The sequence below is a fragment of the Mycobacterium sp. Aquia_216 genome (assembly GCF_026723865.1).
Classification (GTDB): domain Bacteria; phylum Actinomycetota; class Actinomycetes; order Mycobacteriales; family Mycobacteriaceae; genus Mycobacterium.
The window spans coordinates 2,388,260-2,409,742 of record NZ_CP113529.1; the positions used below are offsets into that span (position 1 = coordinate 2,388,260).

Here is a 21,483-nt window from a genome sequence, read left to right on the forward strand (position 1 = left end):
GCGCGCTACGCGAGCGAAATCGCCGGTCGTGCACCGCCATAGATCCCGCGGGTCAAACTTCACCCCGATACCGAACCAATCCATCAGCTCGATGGTCGCCGGGTCGTTCAACGCACGCGGCCACCGGGCCACCCCGTCATGCCCATTTTCCGAAAGTGAGTCAACGATGTCTTCAACTCTCGCAACCTATCGCGAGGTCATCGATGCCAATGGTCGCATCTATCGCGTCGGCGAAACCGACCGCGATCTGCTCGGCAGATCCCGAGCGTCTCTGGTCTGGCTGCCATGGATCGCGATGATGGCGGTCAGCGTTTTTGAATACGGCTACGGCGCCGCCGCCGATACCCTGCGCCAAGCCCATGGCTGGAGTCTGTCCCAAACCTTCTGGCTGCTTTCAGTTTGGGCCGTGTTTCAGGCAGCCGTTGCCTATCCCGCGGGCCGGCTTCGGGAAAAGGGGCTCACCTCGGCGAGGTCCACCATGCTCGCCGCTGCGGTGTTGTCGGCACTGGGTTTCGTCACCGTCGCTCACAGCGGGAATCTGGTCGTCGCCTTCCTGGGATTCGCGGTGTGCGGTGGCTGTGGGGTCGGTTTGGTGTACTCGACGGGCATCACGATCGTCGGCAAGTGGTATCCAGAGCGGCGGGGCGCCAAGACGGGGTTCGTTTGTGGCGGGTTCGCCTACGGTGCAGTACCTTTCATCTTCATTTTCAGTTACGCACTGCACCCGAACACCTATGTGTGGGTTCTTGACTTGGTAGGGGCCTTCATGCTGGTGGTCGTCGCGGTATGCGGCGCCTTTTTTCAGGATCCGCCAAAGAACTGGTGGCCGGCGGATGTCGACCCGCTGCAGCACGCGGCCGGCGGCCCCAACGCCCGAAGTCTGCAGAAGAACCCGCCCGCGGTCCGGCAATACGGTCCGCTGGAGGCCATCAAAACGGGCATGCTGCCATTGATGTGGCTGTCGTTGGGGATTACCACCGGCGTCTCGCTGTTCGGCATCAGCTATATGGTTCCGTTCGCCAAACACCTCGGCTTCGGCGCGATGATCGTGGCGTCGTCGGCGGGCGTCCTTTCGATCATCAATGGCGTCGGTCGCGCGGTGACCGGCTTCGTCTCGGACCGGATCGGTCGTAAGCAGACGCTGCTCATCGTGCTGCTGGTGTCGGTCATCGCTCTGATCGGCCTGCTCTACTCCGGGCTTGCCAAGAATGAGATCGCCTTCATCCTTTTCGCCGTCTTGGTCGGGTTCGGTGGCGGTGCTTTCTATCCGCTGTTCGCCACGCTGACCACCGACTACTTCGGTGAGAACAACAACGCCAGCAACTACGGCATCATCTACAGCTCCAAGCTGGTCGGCTCGATCCTGGGAATCGGTGTGGGCGCCAGCGTGATTGACGCGTGGGGCTACACCGGTGCCTACTGGCTGGCCGCGGCCAGTGCGCTGATCTCAGCCGGAACCGCGGCGTTGTTGCGGCAGCCGGGACGGCGCACGAAGAATGTAACGGTTGCCCAGGCAGTGGGTCATGCCACGCCTTCGGCACCGTCGGCGGCTTCTTGACGTCGCTGATGGTAAATCTCGCGGGTGCGTTCGGTGTGGCGGCGCATCAGGTCTCCGGCACGCTTACCGCTGCGCCCGGCGATGGCCTCGATCAGCTCGGCGTGTTCGTCCCAGGCGTCTTTGCCGCGGGCTAGCGCGATGGGCTGGTAATACCAACGCACCCGGCGTCCGACTTGGCCGATGAGGTTCGCCAGCACGCTATTGGCCGACATGGCAACGATATAAGAGTGGAAGGCATCGTTGGCGGTGACAAGACCTTCCTTGTCACCGCCGGCGAGCGCCTTCTCTCCGGTCCGGTGCAGCTCCCAAAGATGTTCTACTTGGGGCGGTTTGGCCGCGCGAGCAGCCAACCGGGCCGACTCGGCTTCGAGCAGAGTACGCACGCCCAACAGCTCATCGGCCTCGGCATCGGTGGGCACGTGCACGTATGCGCCCAACGCCGGGCGGAGGTCGACCCACCCCTCGCTTTGCAAGCGCTGCAAGGCCTCTCGAATGGGTTGGCGGCTCACGCCCAGTTGGGCGGCCAACTCGTTTTCCACCAAATGCTGGCCGGGCCGCAATTCACGGGTGATGATCAGCTCCATCAGCGCCTCGTAGGCAGCTTCGCGCAGTGGTGCCGGCCGCTCCAACCTCATCCGCGACCCCGCCTCGCTCGGCGCGCCGGTGGTGACCATGAAGTCTATCCTCATTCCCGTCCTGGTTAATCGCGTACGTAGCATACAGTCCGCAACGTCCAAGTCTGGGACTACGACACCGCGGGCTGTCCAGCTTTTCTCAAGGTTGTATACAGGATACAGGCAGGTCAAGCGCTTTGGAGCCAGATCGCAAATATCGCGACGTGATTCGCCGCACTTGCACGGTTAAGACAAAAGCAACGGGGTTGGCGAGCAGGACAACCCGTCTGCTCGCCAACCCCGTTGGCCGCGCCGCCGCACGAAACGGCATCGCCGGCTTCAGGACAGCGCCGGCACCGATCGGCCGCTAGGCCGCACCGGATTTGGCGGTTGCGGTGTATGACCGCGCCCCCACACCGGCCAGTGCGCCCCCGTCGACGATGAGGTACTCGTCGCGGATCGGTTTTCCACCGAAGTAGCATTCCAGAATTTCCCTGGTGCCGGCCGCATATCGAGTCTGCGCAGACAGCGAGGAGCCCGAAATATGCGGTGTCATCCCCTGGTGGGGCATGGTGCGCCACGGGTGGTCGGACGGTGCAGGCTGGGGGTACCACACGTCGCCGGCATAGCCCGCCAACTGACCGCTCTGCAGCGCGCGGACAATGGCGGCCTGGTCACAGATAAGCGCCCGCGCCGTATTAATAAGGTAGGCACCGCGTTTCATCGTCGCCAGCAACTCGTCGTTGAACAGTCCTCGGGTTTCGGGATGCAGGGGAGCGTTGATCGTCACGACATCGAGGTGTGGCACCATGTCCTGGACACTGGGGTGGAAGGTCAGGTTCAGTTCTTTTTCGACCTCAGCGGGCAGCCGGTGCTTGTCCGTGTAGTGCAGGTGCACGTCGAACGGCGCCAGGCGGCGAAGTACCGCGAGCCCGATTCGGCCGGAGGCGACGGTGCCGACATGCATTCCCTCGAGGTCGTAGGAACGTTGCACACAGTCGGCGATGTTCCAGCCGCCGTCAAGGACCCATTGATGGGACGGCAGGTAATTGCGGACCTGCGACAGAATCATCATGACGACGTGCTCGGCAACGCTGATGCTGTTGCAGAAGGTGACCTCGGCGACCGTGATTCCGTGGTCGATCGCGGCGTCCAGGTCGTAGTGATCCGAGCCGATCCCCGCCGTGACCGCCAGCTTGAGTTTGGGGGCGCGCGCGATCCGCTCGGCGGTCAGATACGCGGGCCAAAACGGTTGCGAGATGACGATTTCGGCGTCGGCGAGGTGCCTGTCGAACTCCGAGTTTTCGCCTTCCTTGTCCGAGGTCACGATCAGCTCGTGGCCAAGGCTCTCAAGGTAGGGACGCAAGCCCAGTTCGCCGGAAACGCTGCCCAGCAGTGCGCCCGGGGCGAAGTCGATGGCCGACGGTGTCGGCAGCGTTTGCCCATCCGGGTAGCGGTCCAGGTGAGGCAGGCCGTCGCGCGGAAATTCCTTGGGATATCCGGTTACCGGGTCGTCGTAAAGGACGCATACCACTTTTGACATAGAATCTCGTTTCCTTTCTTGCCGCCGATCCTCGGCGCTTTTCCTGCCGCCGCGCTGATGTGGCGGTCAAGTGTGTGTCGCTGCGTGGTTGCCACGCTGTGCTATTACAAAACCTTGAGTTCCTCGGTGATTTCGGCGACGGATGCCTTCGCGTCGCCGAACAGCATCGAGGTCTTCTCGTTGAAATACAGCTCGTTCTCGATGCCGGCGAATCCGGGATTCATCGACCTTTTCAGCACGATGATGGACTTGGCTTGGTCGACATCCAGAATCGGCATGCCGTAGATCGGCGAGGCCGGATTCGACCGTGCCGCAGGGTTTGTCACGTCGTTGGCGCCGATGACCAGGGCCACGTCGGTGCGGCTGAACTCGCCGTTGATTTCGTCCATCTCTTTGAGCTGCTCGTAGGGCACATCGGCCTCGGCGAGCAGAACGTTCATATGCCCTGGCATGCGACCCGCCACCGGATGGATGGCATGACGCACCTCCACGCCGCGTCCCTCTAGTAGCCCGGCCATTTCGCGCACCACGTGCTGGGCCTGTGCCACGGCCATTCCATAGCCGGGGACGATGATCACCTGGCCGGCGTAGCCCATCTGCAACGCCGCGTCGGCCGCACTGGTCTGGCGCACCGTCTGATCGGCTGGCACGTCTGCGGTGTTCGCGCCGGTGCCGGTGGCGCCGAAGCCGCCGGCGACGATGGCGGGGATCGAGCGGTTCATCGCCTTGGCCATCAGGTTGGTCAAGATGGTCCCCGACGCTCCGACGATCATTCCCGCGACGATCATCGCGGTGTTGTCCAGCCCCAGTCCCGTCGCTGCCGCCGAAAGCCCGGTGAGCGCATTGAGCAGCGAGATCACCACCGGCATGTCGGCGCCCCCGATGGGCAGCACCACGGTGACGCCGAGCACGGCCGCGAAGACGAGCACAGCGATGAAGAGCACCGGTGCTCGCTGGCCGAATTCGATGGCGCCGGCGCAGCCGACGGTGGCGACCAGCAGTATCAGGTTGAGCGGCTGTTGCGCTCGGCCCAGCCCGATGGGCTTGCCCGGCAACACTTCCTGTAGCTTTCCGAAGGCGATCAGCGATCCCCAGAACGACAGCGAGCCGACGATGGCGGCGAACAGCGAGGCGATCGCGACGTAGGCCGGCACGGCGGCGTAACCATGGCTGTCGCGGAATTCCACCCACGAGACCAAGGCCACCGCGCCGCCTCCGACGCCGTTGAACAGGGCGACCATCTGAGGCATGGCGGTCATCTTGACGCGCTGGGCCGCGGGAACACCGACCAATGCCCCGAGGAGCAGCCCGAGTGCGATCAGCCACCAATTGCTCGTGCCCGGCGTCAGCAGGGTGGCCACGATCGCAATCGTCATACCAACGGCGGCAATCAGATTGCCGCGCGCGGCGGTGCGGGGCCCGGTCAGGCCGGTGAGTCCGAGGATGAAAAGCGCGAAAGCGACGACGTAGAGAACAGCGATGAGGTCATTCACTTCGCCGACGCAACCTTTCCGGCCGAGACGCTGGGCTTCTTCTTGAACATGCCGAGCATGCGGTCGGTCACCAGGAAGCCGCCCACCACGTTGATCGCACCGAAGGCAGTCGCGATGACCAGTAACAGCCGGTCGAATGCATCGGTGGCCGACTGGCCCAGGAGCACCAGACCGGCGAGCAGGACGATGCCGTGAATCGCGTTGGTACCGGACATGAGTGGGGTGTGCAGCGTGTTGGGCACCTTGGAGATCACCGCGAAGCCGACAAAACCGGCCAGGGTGATAATCGCCAGGTTGGCCACGAGCGTCATCGGATCTCCGTCAACTGGTTGTTGGATTTGGTCACGCAGCAGGCGCCGAGGATCTCGTCAGAAAGATCGGGCACGGTCGCACCGTCGAGCATGTGCTCCAGCAGTGCCGCGACGTTGCGCGCGTAGAGCTCGCTGGCGTGTTCGGGCATGCCGGCCGGAAGGTTCAGCGGCGCGGTGATGGTGACGTCGTGCCGACGCACCGTCTCTCCCGGCACGGTGAGTTCACAGTTGCCGCCGGCCTCACCGGCGAGGTCGACGACGACGCTGCCGCTGCGCATCAGGCGCACGGCTGCAGCGGTGACCAATCTGGGTGCGGCACGGCCGGGTACGAGAGCGGTGGTGATGACCACGTCGAAGCCGGGAATCGCTTCGGTGAGACGGCGTTGCTGCTCGGCCTGTTCTGCCGGCGTCAGGGCGCGGGCGTACCCGCCTTCGCCGGCGGCCGTGACGCCGAGTTCGAGCCACTTGGCGCCCAACGATCTGACTTGGTCGGCGACTTCGGGCCGGACGTCGAAGCCGGTGGTGCGGGCCCCCAGCCGTTTTGCCGTGGCCAGTGCCTGAAGTCCGGCAACGCCGACACCGAGCACCAAAACTGTTGCCGGCTTCACTGTTCCGGCAGCGGTGGTCATCATCGGGAAGAAGCGGGTCGAGCACTGCGCGGCACACAGCACCGCCTTGTATCCCGCGACATTGGCCTGTGAGGAGAGCGCATCCATGGTCTGGGCCCGTGAAATCCGGGGCACGGCTTCCATCGCGAAGCCGTTGACACCCGCTCGTCGCAAACGCTCGCCGAGCTCGGGGCGGGTGCGGGGCGCGAGGAAGCCGATCAGGCTGGCTCCCTGTTTCAAACGGCTGATCTCCGTCTCAGTCGGCGGGTTCACCTTGACCACGACATCGGCCGACCAAGGATCGCCAATAACGGCGCCCGCGTTTCTGTAGTCCTCGTCGCGGATCAAGGCTCCCTCGCCGGCTCCCGTCTCGACGACGAGATGGTGGCCGGCGGCACGCAGGCGTTCGACGACGCCGGGTACCAGGGCGACTCGGTTTTCGCCGGCGGCGATCTCGCGAGGCACTCCGATCGCAGACATAGCCCTCTTCCTTGAGTTGGCCGGAAGGCACGCTCGACGCGGTCCGGATTGGTGAAGTCCCGACGTCCCGCCGAGAGCGCGATGGCTACAAACATACAAGGATCGCATACTGTATGCAATAATGAGGACGCCTTGGACCTTGGCCGCCCAGCGGCTCGATGCATGCGGGATGCGGGAGGAGACTCTATGAGGATTGCAGTCGTTGGTGCCGGAGCTATCGGCGCCTATTGGGGCGCCGCGTTGTACCGGGGCGGTTCCGACGTTCACCTGATCGCGCGAAACGACAACTTGCGAGCGATCCGGAAAAGCGGTGTGCGCGTGATCAGTCCGCGCGGTGACTTCTTGGCGCACCCCAACGCGACGGACTCCCCGGCCGAGATCGGGCCGGTCGACTACATCTTCTTGGGTCTCAAAGCACACAGCTATCCCACGTGCGGTCCGCTGATTGAGCCCCTGCTGGGTCCGAACACGGCAATCATCGCCGCGCAGAACGGCATTCCCTGGTGGTATTTCCACCAGCTGCCGGGTCCCTATCAAGGACACCGGATCGAGGCGGTGGATCCCGGCGGCGCCACCAGCGCAGTGCTGGCTCCCGAGCGAGCGATCGGCTGCGTGGTGTACCCGGCCACAGTTCTGGAGGCTCCAGGCGTGGTTCGGCATCTCGAGGGGACACGGTTTTCCATCGGCGAACCGTCCGGAGAGCTCTCGGGGCGCTGTAAGGCGCTGAGCGAAGCGATGATCGCCGGCGCACTGAAATGCCCGGTGGAGACCGATCTGCGCAACGACATCTGGATCAAGTTGATGGGTAACGTGGCATTCAACCCGCTCAGTGCGTTGACCAGAGCGACGATGGTGCAGATGTGCCAGGACCTGAACACCCGACGAGTGGTGATGCAGCTGATGGAGGAGACCCTGGACATCGCCGCGAGATTGGGTAGTACGCCGGATATTTCGATAGACAAGCGGCTGCGAGGGGCCGAAAAGGTCGGGCACCACAAGACTTCGATGCTTCAAGATCTCGAAGCGGGCAAGGAGCTGGAGCTCGATGCGATTGTCTCCGCGGTGGTGGAACTCGCCGACCTGACCGGGGCGTCCGCTCCTACCCTTCGCACCGTCCACGCTGCCACCGACCTCCTCGCCCGCACCAGTGGAGTGGCGCCGTCACGCCGTGGCGGGGTTTTGCAACAACAACCTCAAGCGGCTCTGCGCTAGGGGAAAGGACACCGTCCATGCGCACAACGAAGATTGTCTGCACATTGGGACCCGCGACCGCCACAGCTCCGCGGCTGACTGAACTCATCGATGCCGGAATGGATGTCGCGCGACTGAATTTCAGTCACGGCACGCACGCGGAGCATTCCGCCTACTACGACCTGGTCCGCGAGATCGCCGCTCGACGCCGGCCCTCTGTGCGAGTGCTGGCCGACTTGCAAGGACCCAAAATACGGCTGGGACGGTTCGCCAACGGGCCGGTGGTCTGGAGTGCCGGCGAGAAAGTCGCGATCACCACCGATGCCTGTCCGGGCGATCACGACCGAGTCTCCACTACCTATCGCGGTCTGGCCTCGGACGTGAAAACCGGCGATCGGCTGCTTGTCGACGACGGCAGAATCGACTTGGCGGTGGTGGAAGTCAACGGCTCGGACATCGGCTGCGAGGTGATGCACGGAGGGCCCGTCAGCGACAACAAGGGCATCTCATTGCCCGGAGTCGCGGTCAGCGCTCCGACGTTGTCCGACAAAGACATTGAGGACCTGAAGTTCGCTTTGAATCTTGGTGTGGACATGATTGCCATGTCGTTCGTGCGCGCACCGGAGGAGGCAAAGCTGGCCCACGCCATCATGAGTGAGGTCGGCAGGCGAGTGCCCGTGATCGCCAAACTGGAGAAGCCAGAAGCTGTCTTGTGTTTGCCGGCGATCGTCGCGGCTTTCGACGGCTTGATGGTGGCCCGCGGTGATCTCGGTGTCGAGATGCCGTTGGAGCAGATACCGCTGGTCCAAAAGCGAGTGATCCGGCTCTGCCGCGATGCTGCCAAGCCGGTCATCGTCGCCACGCACATGCTCGACTCGATGGTCTCGGACCGGCGTCCGACGCGAGCCGAAGTGTCCGACGTGGCCAACGCGGTGCTCGATGGCGCCGACGCGGTGATGCTGTCCGCGGAGACCAGCGTCGGAGCCTATCCGGCTCACACCGTGACCACGATGGCGCGCATCGTCGAAGAAGCCGAGGGTGCGATCCACCGTGGAGAACCGCCGTATTGGGCCGGTCGTCCCGACGGCCATCGCGACTTCGTTGCTGAGGCGGTCTTGGCGGCGGCGCGCTTGGTGCGGCGGCGACTGAGAGCGGTCGCGGGCCGTTACGCCCTCGCGGGCAGCACCGCGGCATTAGGCCTGAGCGCAGTGTCGTCGGTGTCGCACCGCCGGAATCATTAAGGGGGACAACATATGTCGTTCGTCAACGTCCAACCCGATGCGCTGGCGGGAGCGGCCTCGCAGCTGGGTGCGATCGGCGCTTCGATGAATGCCCAGAACGCGGCTGCGGCGGGCCCCACCACCGGAGTGGTTCCCGCGGCCGCGGACGAGGTTTCTGCACTGATCGCCGCACAATTCACGATGTATGCCCAAATGTATCGGTCCGTCAGCGCTCAGGGCGCGGTAGTGCTGGAGGCGCTGGTCAAAACCATGGCGGCAAGCGCGGATACGTACGCTGCGACCGAGGCCGCCAATGCCGCGGCTACCGGGTGAGCAGGCTAGAGAGCGGCGCCTTTGTCGAACTCCGAGGCGATGGCGCGCGCGACCCGCTTCAACAGCGGCGTAACCTTCGGCGCGGACGTCAACGTGACGCGCACCGCGGGACCGGAGATCGAAATGGCGGTCAGTGACGGCGCATCGGGTACCGGCACGGCGAAGCAGCGCACGCCGATTTCCTGCTCGCCCTCGTCGACGGCATAGCCGCGGGCACGGCACAGCGTGATGTCTTGGAGCAATCCGTCGGTCGTCGTGTGCGAATTCTCGGTCGCTGCGGGCATCCCGGTTCGCGCCAGCAAATCGCGCAGCGCCTTATCGGGGAGTTGCATCAGCAGCGCCTTGCCCACTCCGGTGCAGTGCGGGTAGACCCGCCGGCCGACCTCGGTGAACATGCGCATCGAATGCGGTGAGGGGACCTGGGCAACGTAGACGGCCATGTCATTGTCCATCACCGCCATGTTCGCCGTCTCGCCGGTGCGGTCCACCAACTCACTGAGATGGGGCCGTGACCACATACCGATGAGCTGGCCCGCGCTCTCACCCAAGCGAATCAGCCTCGGCCCCAACGAGTAATGCCGGTTGGGAAGCTGCCGCAGGTACCCCATGCCCAACAAGGTTCGTGCCAGTCGGTGCATCGTGGGCTGGGGCAGATCGGCGCGCGCCGCGAGCTCACCGAGCGCACCGGTCCCGCCCATCGCGGCCAGAATCTCGAGCACCCCGAACGCTCGTTCCACCGATTGGACACCGCCCGTGCGGTCAGCGTATTCGGGCTCAGTGGTCATCGGGTGTCACCGAGTCAAGCGCGGCGGACGACGCGCTAGTCGAACAGCAATGCGGCAGTGGGTGAATCGTCGAGCGTGGTTGCCAGCTCATTGTGTTCGGTGATGTTGTCGATGTCGGTGCCCATCGCGATGTTCGTGATGCGTTCCAAGAATATCTCGACCACCACGGGCACCTTGTGCTCGCGGGCGAGTTGCTGCGCGCGGGCGAGTGCGGGCGCGATCAGCGCTGGGTCGGTGACTTGGATTGCCTTGCAGCCCAATCCTTCCACTACCCGGCGGTGGTCGACCCCATAGCCCTTCGGCAGCTCGGTATCGTCCGATTCCTGGGCATTGATGTTATCGAAAGCCAACGAGACGAAATAGTCCATGTCGAAGTTGAGCTGAGCTTGGCGGATCAGCCCGAGGTAGGAGTTGTTGACGACGACATGGACGTAGGGCAGGTTGAACTGTGCGCCGACGGCCAGTTCCTCGATGAGGAATTGGAAGTCGTAATCACCCGACAATCCGACCACCGTGGCGGTTGGGTCGGCGGCGACCACGCCGAGCGCGGCGGGAATCGTCCATCCCAGTGGCCCGGCCTGCCCGCAGTTGATCCAGTGCCGCGGCTTGAAGACCTGCAGGAATTGACCTCCGGCGATCTGGGAGAGTCCAATCGCGGTGACGTAGCGGGCATTACGCCCGAATGCCCGATTCATCTCTTCGTAGACGCGTTGCGGCTTGATGGGGATGTCGTCGAAGTGAGTCTTGCGGTGCATGGTCTTTTTGCGGTCTTGGCAGTCCCGCACCCAGTCGGCCCAGTCCGGGAGGTGGCCGGCCGAACGCCGCTGGGATGCCTGCGCCACCAGCATCTCCAACGCCGCCTTGGCATCAGAGACAATGCCGAGGTCGGGGGCGAACACCCGGCCGATCTGGGTGGGTTCGATGTCGATGTGCACAAAGCGGCGGCCCCGCCGGTAGGTGTCGAGTCCGCCGGTGTGGCGGTTGGCCCACCGGTTGCCGATACCGATTACGAAATCCGATTCGAGTAGGGCGGCGTTGCCGTAGCGGTGAGCGGTCTGTAGCCCGACCATCCCCGCCGCCAGTCGATGGTCGTCGGGAATGGTTCCCCACCCCATCAGCGTCGGCACCACCGGGACATTGAGCAACTCGGCGAGTTCGACGAGTAGTTCGTCGGCGTCGGCGTTGATGATGCCGCCACCGGCGATGATAAGTGGCCGTTGCGCGGTGACCAGCATGTCAAGCGCTTTGGCTATCTGCGCCGGCGTGGCCGCGGGCTTGTAGACCGGGAGGGGAGCGTAAGTGCCGGGGTCGAAATCGATTTCGGCCATCTGAACGTCGATGGGCAGGTCGATCAGCACCGGGCCGGGCCGGCCCGAGCGCATCAGGTGAAACGCCTGGGCGAAGGCGCCGGGGACCTGCCCGGGTTCGAGAACCGTCATTGCCATCTTCGTCACGGGTGCCGCGATCGAGGCGATGTCGACTGCCTGAAAGTCTTCTTTGTGCAGCTTGTTGACCGGAGCCTGGCCGGTGATTGCCAGGATGGGAATGGAATCGGCGCTGGCTGAATACAATCCGGTGATCATGTCGGTGCCGGCAGGGCCCGAGGTGCCGATGCACACACCAATGTTGCCCGGTGCGGCGCGGGTGTAACCCTCGGCCATGTGGCTGGCGCCCTCGACGTGGCGGGCCAGCAGGTGCCGGATCCCGCCGTGGGCACGCATCGCCGAATAGAAAGGATTGATGGCTGCCCCCGGCAAGCCGAAAGCATGGGTGGCACCCTCGATTTCGAGAATTCTGACGGCCGCGTCGACCGTGCGCATCCGGGTCACTGGATCCCACCTTCCTTATGTCCGGACAGGCGTTCGACACCTCGTAGCAGGCCGGAGTGGTCGAGGGGGCCGTCCCCGTTGGCCACCGCCGAAGCCATCAGCTGCGCGACGACGGCGCCGAGCGGAATGGTCACACCCGCTTCGCGGGCCGCACTGGTGACGATGCCCATGTCTTTGTGGTGCAGTTCGATCCGGAAACCTGGGTCGAAGTTGCGTGCCAACATCTTTGGGGCCTTCTGTTCGATCACCGCCGAGCCCGCCAGCCCACCACCCAGCACCTTGATTGCTGCGTCCAGGTCGACGCCGTAGGCGCGCAGGAACGTCACTGCTTCGGCGAGGAGCTCGATGTTGCCGGCGACTATTAGCTGATTGGCCGCCTTGACGGTCTGGCCCGCCCCGTTGGGCCCGACATGAACGATTGTCTTGCCGACGAGCTCCAGAATCGGTTTAGCCGCTGCGAAATCGCTGTCGGTGGCGCCGACCATGATCGACAACGACGCGTTCTTGGCGCCGGGCTCGCCGCCGGACACCGGGGCATCAATGAGACGCAACCCGCGTTGAGTGGCTTCCTTGGCCAGCTCGGCGGTGACGTCGGGCCGGATGGAGGAGAAGTCGATCACCAGCGTCGAGGGCTGAGCATGAGCGAAAACACCGTCCTCCGAGAGCAATACATTTTGTACGTCGGGGGAGTCGGGCACCATGACGGCCACGATGTCGGCGTTCTTCACGCTCTCCGCGATGGAGCCCGCCTCCGCTCCGCCCGCTTCGATCAGTGCCGCGGCCCGGCCCGGTGATCGGTTGTAGCCGACGACGGTGTGGCCGGCGTGGGCGAGATGGCAGGCCATGGGACTGCCCATGATGCCCAGCCCGATGAAGGCGATCGTGCTCACTGATTCCTCGTTCCTGTCAGTGTTTTCAGTGATTCGACGTTGAAACCGCCACGACCTCGCTCGTCCGGCGGCAGCCAGTCGAAGGTGTCGGGCCGAGATGACTTGTATTCCAAACCGATGTAGCCGCTGTATTGCGGCGCCAGCATGGCGAAATAGTCTCCCAGCGGGATCTCACCGGTTCCCGGCTCCCCACGTCCGGGAGCGTCGGCGACCTGAACATGTCCGATCAGCTCGTAGTTGGACTGCAGCGCCGCGGGCACATCGTCGTTGTTGACATAAAGGTGATACAGATCCGCCAACAGGCGCAGATTGGTGACGCCCGCTTCCGCTCGAACGCGGTCGATGACGCGAACGGCGTCGGCCGCGGTTTTGAGTGGGTAGCGGGGTGCGCCGCTGACCGGCTCGATGAGCACCGTCGCGCCGATGCGGTGGGCGGCTTGAGCCGCGTAAGCAAGGTTCTTGGCCGCCACCTCGTCTTGCACCTCCGGCGCGATACCGTCGATGCGGTTGCCGTAGAGGGCATTAAAGGCCCGGGTGTCCAAGCTTTCGGCAATGCCGATGGCGACGTGCACATTGTCGCGAAACTCGGTCGTCAGCGCGGGATCGGACAGCACACCTCGGTCGCCACCGGCCATGTGACCGGCGAAGAAGTTCAGTCCGGACAACTGCACTTCCGCCTCTTCGATGGCGCGGACGAAGGCCCTGACGTCCGCGTCTGGGGGTGTCGCCTCGATGAACGGCCACCAGAACTCCACCGCCTCAAAGCCCGCCGCTCGAGCCGCGGCCGGTCGGTCCAGCACGGGTAGGTCGGTGAACAGGATCGAGCAGTTCACCGTGTAAGTCGCCGGAGCCATGGCCGTCCTTCCTCTTTGCCTAGGCCGAACAACATTCCGCAATACGGAATGTCCACACCGGAATACGAAATTGAGTCAAGGCGATACACCAGTCCCTGTCAAGGAATGGCGCGATCCGTACAACCCCAATTGTCAGATTTAATAAGCAATTTCGATGACTACGCCAGATGTCGGTCCGGTGGCTTTGACAGTCGCGCGTCGGGCGTGTCAGGTTGTTGGGATGGAAGCATCATTCCGTATTGCGGAATGCTCGGGTATTGCGCTCTCCTGATGAGGGGCAACGTCGTGCTCGCGCCGGACAAGTTCAAGGGTTCGCTGACAGGTGAGCAGGCTGCGCGGGCAATGGCGCAGGGCGTGTGCCGCGCAGTTCCTACGATGACCCCGGTCGTCTGCCCTGTCGCAGACGGAGGAGAGGGCACCCTCGACGCCGTGTTGGCGGCCGGATTTGAGCGCGTAGACGCGCACGCGTCGGGCCCGACGGGTGCACCCGTGCACACCGCGTATGCCCGCAAGGATGAGCGTGCGGTCATCGAGATGGCGGATATCTGTGGTCTGCAGCGGCTTCCGGCGGCAACGCCGGCGCCGGTGACAGCGACGAGCTACGGGTTGGGCACCGTGATGGCCCAAGCGCTGGATGACGGCTGCCGCGACATCGTCATCACCGTCGGCGGCAGTGCAAGCACCGATGGCGGCGCGGGGATGCTGATGGCGCTGGGTGCGAAGATATTCGATCGCCACGGTCGGCCGATTGCTATGGGTGCTCGGGGCCTGGCCGACGCTGCGCACCTCGATCTCAGCCGGTTGCATCCCCACCTCGGCGAGGCCACGGTCACGCTGGCCGCCGACGTGGATAGCCCGCTGTGCGGTCCACTCGGTGCCGCCGCGGTCTACGGGCCGCAAAAGGGCGTCCTCGCCGAGCAAGTTGCCGAGCTGGATCACGGGCTCACCAGATGGGCGGACCTGGTCGAAACTGCGGTGGGCGCCGACTGCCGAGACGCGCCCGGCGCCGGCGCCGCGGGAGGGGTGGGATTCGCCGCGGTCGCGGTACTGCGCGCGCGCATGAGGCCCGGCATCGCAATGATCCTCGACCTAGTCGAGCTGGACCGAAAGTTGTTGGGCGCCAGGATGGTCATCACCGGTGAAGGGTCCCTCGACGGCCAGTCGTTGCGCGGCAAAGCGCCCGTCGGTGTTTCGCGATACGCCCACGCACACGGCATCCCGACCTTCGCCGTCGCCGGAGTGTCTACGTTGACGGGTGTTCAGGCCCGGGCGGCGGGCTTCGGCGCGGTGCGCACCCTCAACGAAGTCGAGCCCGATCTTTCGCGCTGCACCAAGTACGCCGCCACACTGGTGGCCCTGGTCACCGAGCGACTGGTCCGCGAGAGCGCCGAGTGCTGATACCAAATGTCGATCAACGGTCCCTTGGTGATTTTCAGGCGGGGCGGTGGCCGCGCCCGCGCTCCCGCATACAGTATTCGGGTAAGAACTTGCCTCTTTGTTCTGCAGTCCACGCCCCGAATCGAGGTCCGACGCGATGGCCACTCTGCTGCTACACCATCCCAGTTTCGCTGAGCACAAGACCAGCGGTGGGCATCCGGAGCGGCCGGATCGTTACCGGGCAGTGGAGGCGGTGCTCGGCCAGCCGCAGTTCGACGCGCTGGTGCGCGAGCGAGCCGAGTTGGCCGACCTCGCGACAACGCGCTACGTGCATTCGAACCGTTACGTCGACGGGCTCGAAGCCGCGCGTCCGGCGGACGGCTACGTGTACCTCGATGGCGGCGACACCATGATGGAGCCATCAACGTGGGAGGTGGTCTTGCGCGGGGTGGGCGGCACGCTGCAGGCGATCGACAAAGTTCTGACGGGGCAGGTCCAGAACGCGTTCGTGGCATGCCGGCCACCGGGCCATCATGCCGAAACCGAACGGGCTATGGGCTTTTGCTTGTTCAACAACGTCAGCATCGGAGCGCGGCATGCGCAGCACAAGCATGGAGTGACACGGGTTGCGATCGTCGACTTCGACGTCCACCACGGCAACGGCACGCAGCAGATCTTCTACTCGGATTCCGATGTGTTGTACGCCTCCACCCATCAGATGCCGCTCTTCCCCGGAACCGGGGCGCCAGGAGAAAGCGGGGTGGGCAATATTTTCAACTCACCGCTGAAGCCCGGTGACGGCGGCGCCGAATTGCGCGAGGCCTTTCAGCAACGAATACTGCCCGCGCTCGACAAGTTCGCTCCGGAGTTGATTCTGGTGTCTGCGGGCTTCGACGCGCACGAGCGTGACCCGCTCGGTTCGCTGACGATGACCGCGGATGACTTTGGCTGGGTCACCCGCGAGTTGATGGACTCAGCCGAAAGACTTTGTGACGGAAGGCTGGTGGCGATATTGGAGGGCGGTTACGATCTTCAGGGACTGGCAGATTCCGTCGCAGCTCACGTCAGCGAGCTGGTCAAGGGTTAGTCAGGCAACGGGTAGTGCTCCGAAGTTGGCACCTACCACGGATTCGGCGCTGGGCACGCTCAGACGCGCTTGATTGATCCGCAGAAACCGGCCATCGATCGAGTACTGACCGATGGCGTATAGCTCGGTGTGCTCATCCGAACCGTCAGTCTTGGTGACCTCGAGGACAAGTCGTGCGGCGTAGCGATTCCAGAAGCGGAATTCTTCGAGTGTGGACACGCTCCCGTGTGCGACGTCTGAGCGTGCGATCGTGGCCAGGCCGGCGAACTCGTCTCGGGTGTATGTCTTTCCGTTATCGCGGTGCACGTAACCCCGGTCGAAGAATGCGTTCGTGACATCTTCGACACTGCGGTGTGTGCAGAACAGCAGTTCGCGCAGCGCGTCACCAAATGATGGTCGGATCAACGGTTCTCCTCCCGTCACGCGGGCAGGTCACGTATGATTGATGTCTCCCTAATGTACCTATTGCCGTAGCTCTTCGGGGCTTGCCGCTATGACGAAAAGTGAAGCAGGCCATCACTTTCACGAATAGACCTAGCCTCCTATCGGTGAACGCGGAATGAGGGAGGTGTGCACACCCACTCGGTGTGCAGCGCCGCCGGATTGACGGCCCACCATGCCACCCATGGGTAGTTTGGCGGTGTGGCGATGTGCTGCCCCAGTGGCCGATCCGTGGTGGCCCGCCGGCGAAGCAACATGGGTGCCCGGGTCGCCCTCGTTGCCCGACAACGCGTTGGCCCAGCCGGGCGGTACCGACAAGGTTCCCAGTTGGGAGGCTTGACCGAGACCGGCCGAGGGGTCGCCGCCCAATCCTGCCGACCACGGGTCGACGAGCGGGTTCAATCCATCCAGCGACCCGAGGGCGCCGAATTCGGTGGGGACGGCCTCTTCGGCGCCCAAAAGCGAATCACCGCCTATTAATTCGAGGCCGGAGCCGGCCAGGTCGAGGGCGAACCCGCTGATGTCGGTGCTTAAACCGAAGCCGTCCGAGCCGAACCCCAATGCGCTGGTGCCGATTTCGGGTGCACTGCCGGTGCCGACGTCAACCAGGCCGGTCATCGCGGTGGCGGCGAGCTGCGAGGCGGTCTTCATTCCCACGGTCGTGCTCGTCGTGACGCTTTTGGAGGATTTGGCCAGGTGCGAGAGCATGGTGAGAGAGGAGGAAATCCCCGATGCCGCCAGCGGCGCCCCGGTGCCGGCCGCCGTCGCGACGCCATTTCCGGGGCTGGCGAGTCCTCGCAGTGTGGTCGCGGCCGAGTTCAACATCTTGGTCGACAGCCCCGCCGCGCTACCGTGCTGGGTCGTGGACACGCTCGGATCGGCCGGGAGCGGCGGTGAGGCAAAGGTTGAAAGCCCTGAGGTACCAGCCGAATTGGCCGCATAGCTGTACATCGCCGCAGCGTCCTGGGCCCACATTCCGCTGTACTCGGCCTCAGCAACCATGATGGCGGGCGTGTTCTGTCCGACGAGGTTGCTGGCGACCAATGCCGCAAGCCGAGCGCGGTTGGCGACGATCAGCGCCGGTGGCACCGTCATCGCATATGCCGTTTCGTAGGCGTTCGCTGCGGCGGTGGCCTTGGCGGCCGCGTCCTCGCATCGTGCCGCCGTGGTCCTGACCCATCCGGCGTAAGGCAGAACTGCTGCTGTCATCGCCATCGACGATGGGCCCGTCCAGGAACCACCGATCAATTCGGTGACCACCGACACGCACCTGCTGGCAGCCTCGTTCATCTCCGCGGCCAACTCCTCCCATTCCGCGGCGGCGGCCAGCAGGGTCGCGGGCCCGGGGCCCGAATACATTCGGCCGGAGTTCACTTCGGGTGGCAGCGCCCCAAAATCCATTGCTTCCTCGCCTCAACCGGTAGGTGGTGCCGAGCGTCGCTGATGGATGATGACTGTATACAGTATTCAATGGGCGTTCCATGGCCGCGTCGCCCACACATATGAAACTCATATGTTGCTGGACGCTCGGGTTGCACCGTGACGCGTTGTGGGCGGCAAACTCCGCCTATCGTTGAGGGATGTGCCGGAACATCACCGAACTGCGCGGTTTGCAGCCTGCGGCCACGGCGGAGGAAATCGCCGCGGCCGCGCGCCAGTACGTGCGCAAAGTCAGCGGCATCACGCACCCGTCGGCCTCTAACGCCGAGGCGTTCGAGGCCGCGGTCGCCGAGGTCACGGAAACGACGACGCGCTTGCTGCAGTCCCTGCCGGCGCGCCGCCAGCCGCCCAAGACCGTCCCGCCGTTGCGCCGGCCCGAGGTAGTGGCGCGCCTCGCCGCGACGAAATGACGCTCACCGCAACCACACCCGCGCTCAAGGAGTGGAGCGCGGCCGTGCATGCACTGCTGGACGGTCGGCAGTACGTGCTGTTGCGCAAGGGCGGCATCGGGGAGAAGCGGTTCGAAGTGGCGGCCCCGGAGTTCTTGCTGTTTCCGACGGTTGCGCACAGCCACGAAGCGCGGGTTCGGCCCGAGCATCGCGATCTGCTGGCCGCTGCCGCGGACGACAGCACCGAGGATCGGCTGGTGATTCGGGCGGCAGCGAAAGTTGTTGCCGCACTCGCGGTTAACCGCCCAGAGCGGCTGGGAGACATCGAGGATCTGCATATCTGGACGGCCGAGTCGGTGCGCGCCGACCGGCTCGACTTCCGGCCCAAGCACAAGCTCGCCGCGCTGGTGGTGTCCGTGATTCCGCTGGTCGAGCCGATACGCCTGACCCGCACCCCCGAGTACGGGGGATGCACCAGTTGGGTGCAGCTGCCCGCGCGGCCGGCTTTCGGGGCACCGATCCACGACGATGCGGTGCTAGTCGAGGTCGCCGCCCGGGTCCGCGACGCCGTTGGCTGACAGGTCGCGCGGGCCGACCGGAAGCAGCAGCCGGGATCGCCCGTAGGCAATGGCGTGGGCGGCTGGCCTCGATTGCCGGGCCGTCAGTATCGGCTCGTCGGTGCCTAGGTTGCGCGCGTAGCGGGGCGACCAGCTGCCGGTGATGAGCAGCCGGATGCGGGAGCCGGCGCGGAAGCGGTGCGCGATCGGGTCGAGTTCGATGCTGACGGTCTTCGCCGGCGCGCGCAGCCGCCGGTAACCGTCGCTGATGTTTCGCGAGCGGCCCCTGGCGTCGACCTCGCTGACCCGGACGAACAGGTCGACGTGCGGGTTGTCCGAGCTGTGCGCCAGCTCGACGACCGGGCTACCGTACACGCCCAGATCGTCCAGCAGGGTCGCGCTGTTGAAGGTCAGCACGTCGTCGCGCAGTGCGAGACGACTGTCGTCGCGATAACCGCCGATCGGCGACAGCAGCGCGCCACCGATGGTCGGTGTCGGGTAGGCCGGGTCGTAGCGGAAGGTCGCCGGCGGCAGCGCCGTCAGGTCCGTGGGCGACGTGTTGTCCAGATAGCGCCCGGGCCGCAGGTACAGCGCGCGCTGCGACGTGACGGGTGGCCAGTCGGGCAGGTTGCGCCAGCCCTGGCCGGTCACGCAGACGCGAACTCTGCTGGGGCGGCTCAGGGACGTGGTGCCTGCCAGATGGGTGTCCAGCCAGTCCAGGGTTTCGCGCGCACTGGTGGCCAGTCCCTTGGTGAGCAGCTCGGTGTGCGTCCACGGGCCGATCGTCATCGCGACGTCGACGCCGCGGCCGCGCAGGTGGCCGTACTGCTGCAGCGTTTGCCGCAGGAAGGTGTCCTGCCAGCCGCCGAGCAGCAGCACCGGCACGTCCACGCGATCCAGCGCCGCGCCGAACCGCAACGGCTCCCAGAACGGATGCTCCGGGTCGGGGTTTTCCATCCACGATTCGAACCACGGTGCTCCGGTGCCGAGCATCCGCCGGGCCGCCGCACCGAGGGGCGCCTCCGCGACCGCTCTCGCGACTCGGCGCGGCGCCCGCAACTGGCGGATGCCGGCCTTGAGGCGCACGGGGTCCTCCTGGTGGGCAACGAGATTGCTCCAGCCCAAGAAGTCGCTGACCGCAAATGACCCGGTGCCCCACACGGAGGCCGCGAAATCGTGGGGGCCCGCGGTGATGACGGCCGCGGCCAGCTGCGGAGGCGGCTCCTGAAACAGCGCCCACTGGGTGAATCCCAGGTACGACGGTCCGATGGTGGCGAACCGGCCGGTGAACCAGGGCTGCTCGACCAGCCAGGCGGCGGTGTCGGCGCCGTCGGTGGCTTCGTTGACCATCGGCTCGAAAACCCCGGCCGACCCGAACGTCCCGCGCACGCTCTGCAGCACGACGTGGTAGCCGCGCGCCGCATACGGCCGGGCGAACAACAGCGAGAACGGAAATCCGCGCCCGTAGGGCCCGCGCAGCAGCACGGTACCGAGGGGGCCGGACGTGGTCGGTGCGTAGTGATCGGCCACCAGCCGCACGCCGTCGCGCATCGGTACTTCAACCCGGTTCACGGTGTAGCCGGTGCTGGCCGGCCGCAGCCTCAACAACCGGCCCAACGCGTTGACCCCCGCCTGGGTCAGGGTGTGCAGCGCGGGCTCCGCGGGTCGAATCGATGTCAGGCTCACGACCACCAGGTTAGGGCCGAGCGACCACGGTACTTTGCTGCGACGCGAAATCGTATCGGCCACCGCCCATCGGCCTCAGCCGCGCCCGCGGGCTAGAACTTGTAGTACGGCGTGAGGTCGTTGGCCCGCTGCAGGTTGGTGGACGGGCAGTCGACCTCGGGGTTGGAGTAGACCGTCGAGTAGTACAGCGCCTGCTGGAGCACGCCGTAGCTGGTTTTGAAAGCCACCATGCAGGAGAAGAACCAGTAACTGTTGTGGTAGGTCGGCTTCAGCACCCAGTACGTCGCGGCGCGGTGTCCCTGGATCGTGGTCTCGAGGGCGTCGGGGGGCAGGGACTGCTCGTAGGTGCGCCAGATGATGGGTTCGACGGCCACCTGGTAGTTGCCCGCGTCGAGGTGGCAGCGCAGTCCGTCCTCGTGTTCGGGAGGTGTGAATGCCAAGCCGAGCCGCTGCAGGGCGTCGAACGGGATATCTTCGCAGGCGTCGAAGGGCCGCGGGTCGGTGGTGGCGACGATCGGACTCTTCATCGTGGTTTCCATCGGCTGCGCGGTCGACCGCAGGTCGACAGTCTTGCCGCTTCCGGTCGATGCGGGCGGGGCACCTTGCCAGCCCGCCGTGCCCGCGACGACCGCTGTCATCACCGCACCGAGCGCCCCGATCAGGCGCACCTTGGTGAACATGACACCCCCTACCCTCAGCGCTCCCTATTGCGGGGAGTGTACAAGTCACGTGCGCGAGGTCACAGCCAAACCTGAACTTGTTCTAGCCGGGTGGCAGCTACGCCTAATGCGAGGCCG

21 protein-coding genes are annotated in these 21,483 nt (G+C 65.0%); 8 read left to right on the plus strand and 13 right to left on the minus strand.

The window, feature by feature from the left end:
* Positions 1–166 precede the first annotated feature (166 nt).
* Positions 167–1,558: an OFA family MFS transporter gene (locus OK015_RS11150; protein WP_268131427.1), complete on the plus strand. Its 1,392-nt coding sequence runs from the start codon at positions 167–169 to the stop codon at positions 1,556–1,558.
* Here OK015_RS11150 and OK015_RS11155 read toward each other — a convergent pair.
* The 5 genes from OK015_RS11155 to OK015_RS11175 all read right to left on the minus strand — a co-directional run bounded on the left by OK015_RS11155 (position 1,522) and on the right by OK015_RS11175 (position 6,607).
* A complete protein-coding gene (locus OK015_RS11155) occupies positions 1,522–2,232 on the minus strand; it encodes a GntR family transcriptional regulator (protein WP_268131429.1) in 711 nt (236 codons plus the stop codon). The genes OK015_RS11150 and OK015_RS11155 overlap by 37 nt on opposite strands.
* Positions 2,233–2,539: 307 nt before the next feature.
* Positions 2,540–3,715, minus strand: a complete 1,176-nt coding sequence (locus tag OK015_RS11160; RefSeq protein WP_268131431.1) for an NAD-dependent formate dehydrogenase — start codon at positions 3,713–3,715, stop codon at positions 2,540–2,542.
* A 104-nt stretch (positions 3,716–3,819) separates the two neighbouring features.
* Complete coding sequence (locus OK015_RS11165) at positions 3,820–5,208, minus strand: NAD(P)(+) transhydrogenase (Re/Si-specific) subunit beta (RefSeq protein WP_268131433.1); 1,389 nt, start codon at positions 5,206–5,208, stop codon at positions 3,820–3,822.
* The gene (locus tag OK015_RS11170; protein WP_268131435.1) at positions 5,205–5,519 is read right to left on the minus strand and encodes an NAD(P) transhydrogenase subunit alpha; all 315 of its coding nucleotides are present in this window, start codon (positions 5,517–5,519) and stop codon (positions 5,205–5,207) included. Before OK015_RS11170 ends, OK015_RS11165 begins: the two co-directional genes overlap by 4 nt.
* A complete protein-coding gene (locus OK015_RS11175) occupies positions 5,516–6,607 on the minus strand; it encodes a Re/Si-specific NAD(P)(+) transhydrogenase subunit alpha (RefSeq protein WP_268131437.1) in 1,092 nt (363 codons plus the stop codon). The genes OK015_RS11170 and OK015_RS11175 overlap by 4 nt, the downstream gene beginning before the upstream one ends.
* 186 nt (positions 6,608–6,793) lie before the next feature.
* Between OK015_RS11175 and OK015_RS11180 the strand changes: the two genes are divergently transcribed.
* The 3 genes from OK015_RS11180 to OK015_RS11190 are packed head-to-tail and all read left to right on the plus strand — an operon-like array spanning position 6,794 to position 9,351.
* A complete protein-coding gene (locus OK015_RS11180; protein ID WP_268131439.1) occupies positions 6,794–7,819 on the plus strand; it encodes a 2-dehydropantoate 2-reductase in 1,026 nt (341 codons plus the stop codon).
* Between the two features lie 17 nt (positions 7,820–7,836).
* Positions 7,837–9,039, plus strand: a complete 1,203-nt coding sequence (gene pyk, locus OK015_RS11185) for a pyruvate kinase (RefSeq protein ID WP_268131440.1) — start codon at positions 7,837–7,839, stop codon at positions 9,037–9,039.
* A gap of 12 nt (positions 9,040–9,051) precedes the next feature.
* A complete protein-coding gene (locus OK015_RS11190; RefSeq protein ID WP_268131441.1) occupies positions 9,052–9,351 on the plus strand; it encodes a PE family protein in 300 nt (99 codons plus the stop codon).
* 5 nt (positions 9,352–9,356) lie between these two features.
* On the opposite strand, the gene OK015_RS11195 is transcribed toward OK015_RS11190, so the two are convergent.
* The 4 genes from OK015_RS11195 to OK015_RS11210 are packed head-to-tail and all read right to left on the minus strand — an operon-like array spanning position 9,357 to position 13,709.
* Positions 9,357–10,136, minus strand: a complete 780-nt coding sequence (locus OK015_RS11195) for an IclR family transcriptional regulator (protein ID WP_268131443.1) — start codon at positions 10,134–10,136, stop codon at positions 9,357–9,359.
* Positions 10,137–10,171: 35 nt separating this feature from the next.
* Positions 10,172–11,956, minus strand: a complete 1,785-nt coding sequence (gene gcl, locus OK015_RS11200) for a glyoxylate carboligase (RefSeq protein WP_442791293.1) — start codon at positions 11,954–11,956, stop codon at positions 10,172–10,174.
* 5 nt (positions 11,957–11,961) lie between these two features.
* Positions 11,962–12,888: a 2-hydroxy-3-oxopropionate reductase gene (locus OK015_RS11205; RefSeq protein ID WP_268132624.1), complete on the minus strand. Its 927-nt coding sequence runs from the start codon at positions 12,886–12,888 to the stop codon at positions 11,962–11,964.
* On the minus strand, positions 12,852–13,709 hold the full coding sequence (locus OK015_RS11210) for a hydroxypyruvate isomerase family protein (protein WP_268131446.1): 858 nt from the start codon (positions 13,707–13,709) through the stop codon (positions 12,852–12,854). The genes OK015_RS11205 and OK015_RS11210 overlap by 37 nt, the downstream gene beginning before the upstream one ends.
* A gap of 270 nt (positions 13,710–13,979) precedes the next feature.
* On the opposite strand from OK015_RS11210, the gene OK015_RS11215 reads away from it, so the two are divergent.
* The gene (locus OK015_RS11215; RefSeq protein ID WP_268131448.1) at positions 13,980–15,107 is read left to right on the plus strand and encodes a glycerate kinase; all 1,128 of its coding nucleotides are present in this window, start codon (positions 13,980–13,982) and stop codon (positions 15,105–15,107) included.
* A 136-nt stretch (positions 15,108–15,243) separates the two neighbouring features.
* A complete protein-coding gene (locus tag OK015_RS11220; protein WP_268131450.1) occupies positions 15,244–16,173 on the plus strand; it encodes a histone deacetylase family protein in 930 nt (309 codons plus the stop codon).
* On the opposite strand, the gene OK015_RS11225 is transcribed toward OK015_RS11220, so the two are convergent.
* Both OK015_RS11225 and OK015_RS11230 read right to left on the minus strand, forming a co-directional pair.
* Positions 16,174–16,578 carry a hypothetical protein gene (locus OK015_RS11225; protein ID WP_268131452.1) on the minus strand — a complete coding sequence of 135 codons (405 nt, stop codon included), beginning with the start codon at positions 16,576–16,578 and terminating at the stop codon, positions 16,174–16,176.
* A 129-nt stretch (positions 16,579–16,707) separates the two neighbouring features.
* On the minus strand, positions 16,708–18,015 hold the full coding sequence (locus tag OK015_RS11230; RefSeq protein WP_268131453.1) for a PPE family protein: 1,308 nt from the start codon (positions 18,013–18,015) through the stop codon (positions 16,708–16,710).
* A 179-nt stretch (positions 18,016–18,194) separates the two neighbouring features.
* Between OK015_RS11230 and OK015_RS11235 the strand changes: the two genes are divergently transcribed.
* Both OK015_RS11235 and OK015_RS11240 read left to right on the plus strand, forming a co-directional pair.
* On the plus strand, positions 18,195–18,464 hold the full coding sequence (locus tag OK015_RS11235) for a DUF2277 family protein (protein WP_268131455.1): 270 nt from the start codon (positions 18,195–18,197) through the stop codon (positions 18,462–18,464).
* Positions 18,461–19,021, plus strand: a complete 561-nt coding sequence (locus OK015_RS11240) for a DUF1802 family protein (protein WP_268131456.1) — start codon at positions 18,461–18,463, stop codon at positions 19,019–19,021. Before OK015_RS11235 ends, OK015_RS11240 begins: the two co-directional genes overlap by 4 nt.
* On the opposite strand, the gene OK015_RS11245 is transcribed toward OK015_RS11240, so the two are convergent.
* Both OK015_RS11245 and OK015_RS11250 read right to left on the minus strand, forming a co-directional pair.
* Complete coding sequence (locus tag OK015_RS11245; RefSeq protein WP_268131458.1) at positions 18,980–20,686, minus strand: CocE/NonD family hydrolase; 1,707 nt, start codon at positions 20,684–20,686, stop codon at positions 18,980–18,982. The two genes, OK015_RS11240 and OK015_RS11245, sit on opposite strands and share 42 nt — an antisense overlap.
* A gap of 92 nt (positions 20,687–20,778) precedes the next feature.
* Positions 20,779–21,366, minus strand: coding sequence for a DUF3558 domain-containing protein (locus tag OK015_RS11250; protein ID WP_268131460.1), 588 nt, complete (start codon positions 21,364–21,366; stop codon positions 20,779–20,781).
* Positions 21,367–21,483 lie beyond the last annotated feature (117 nt).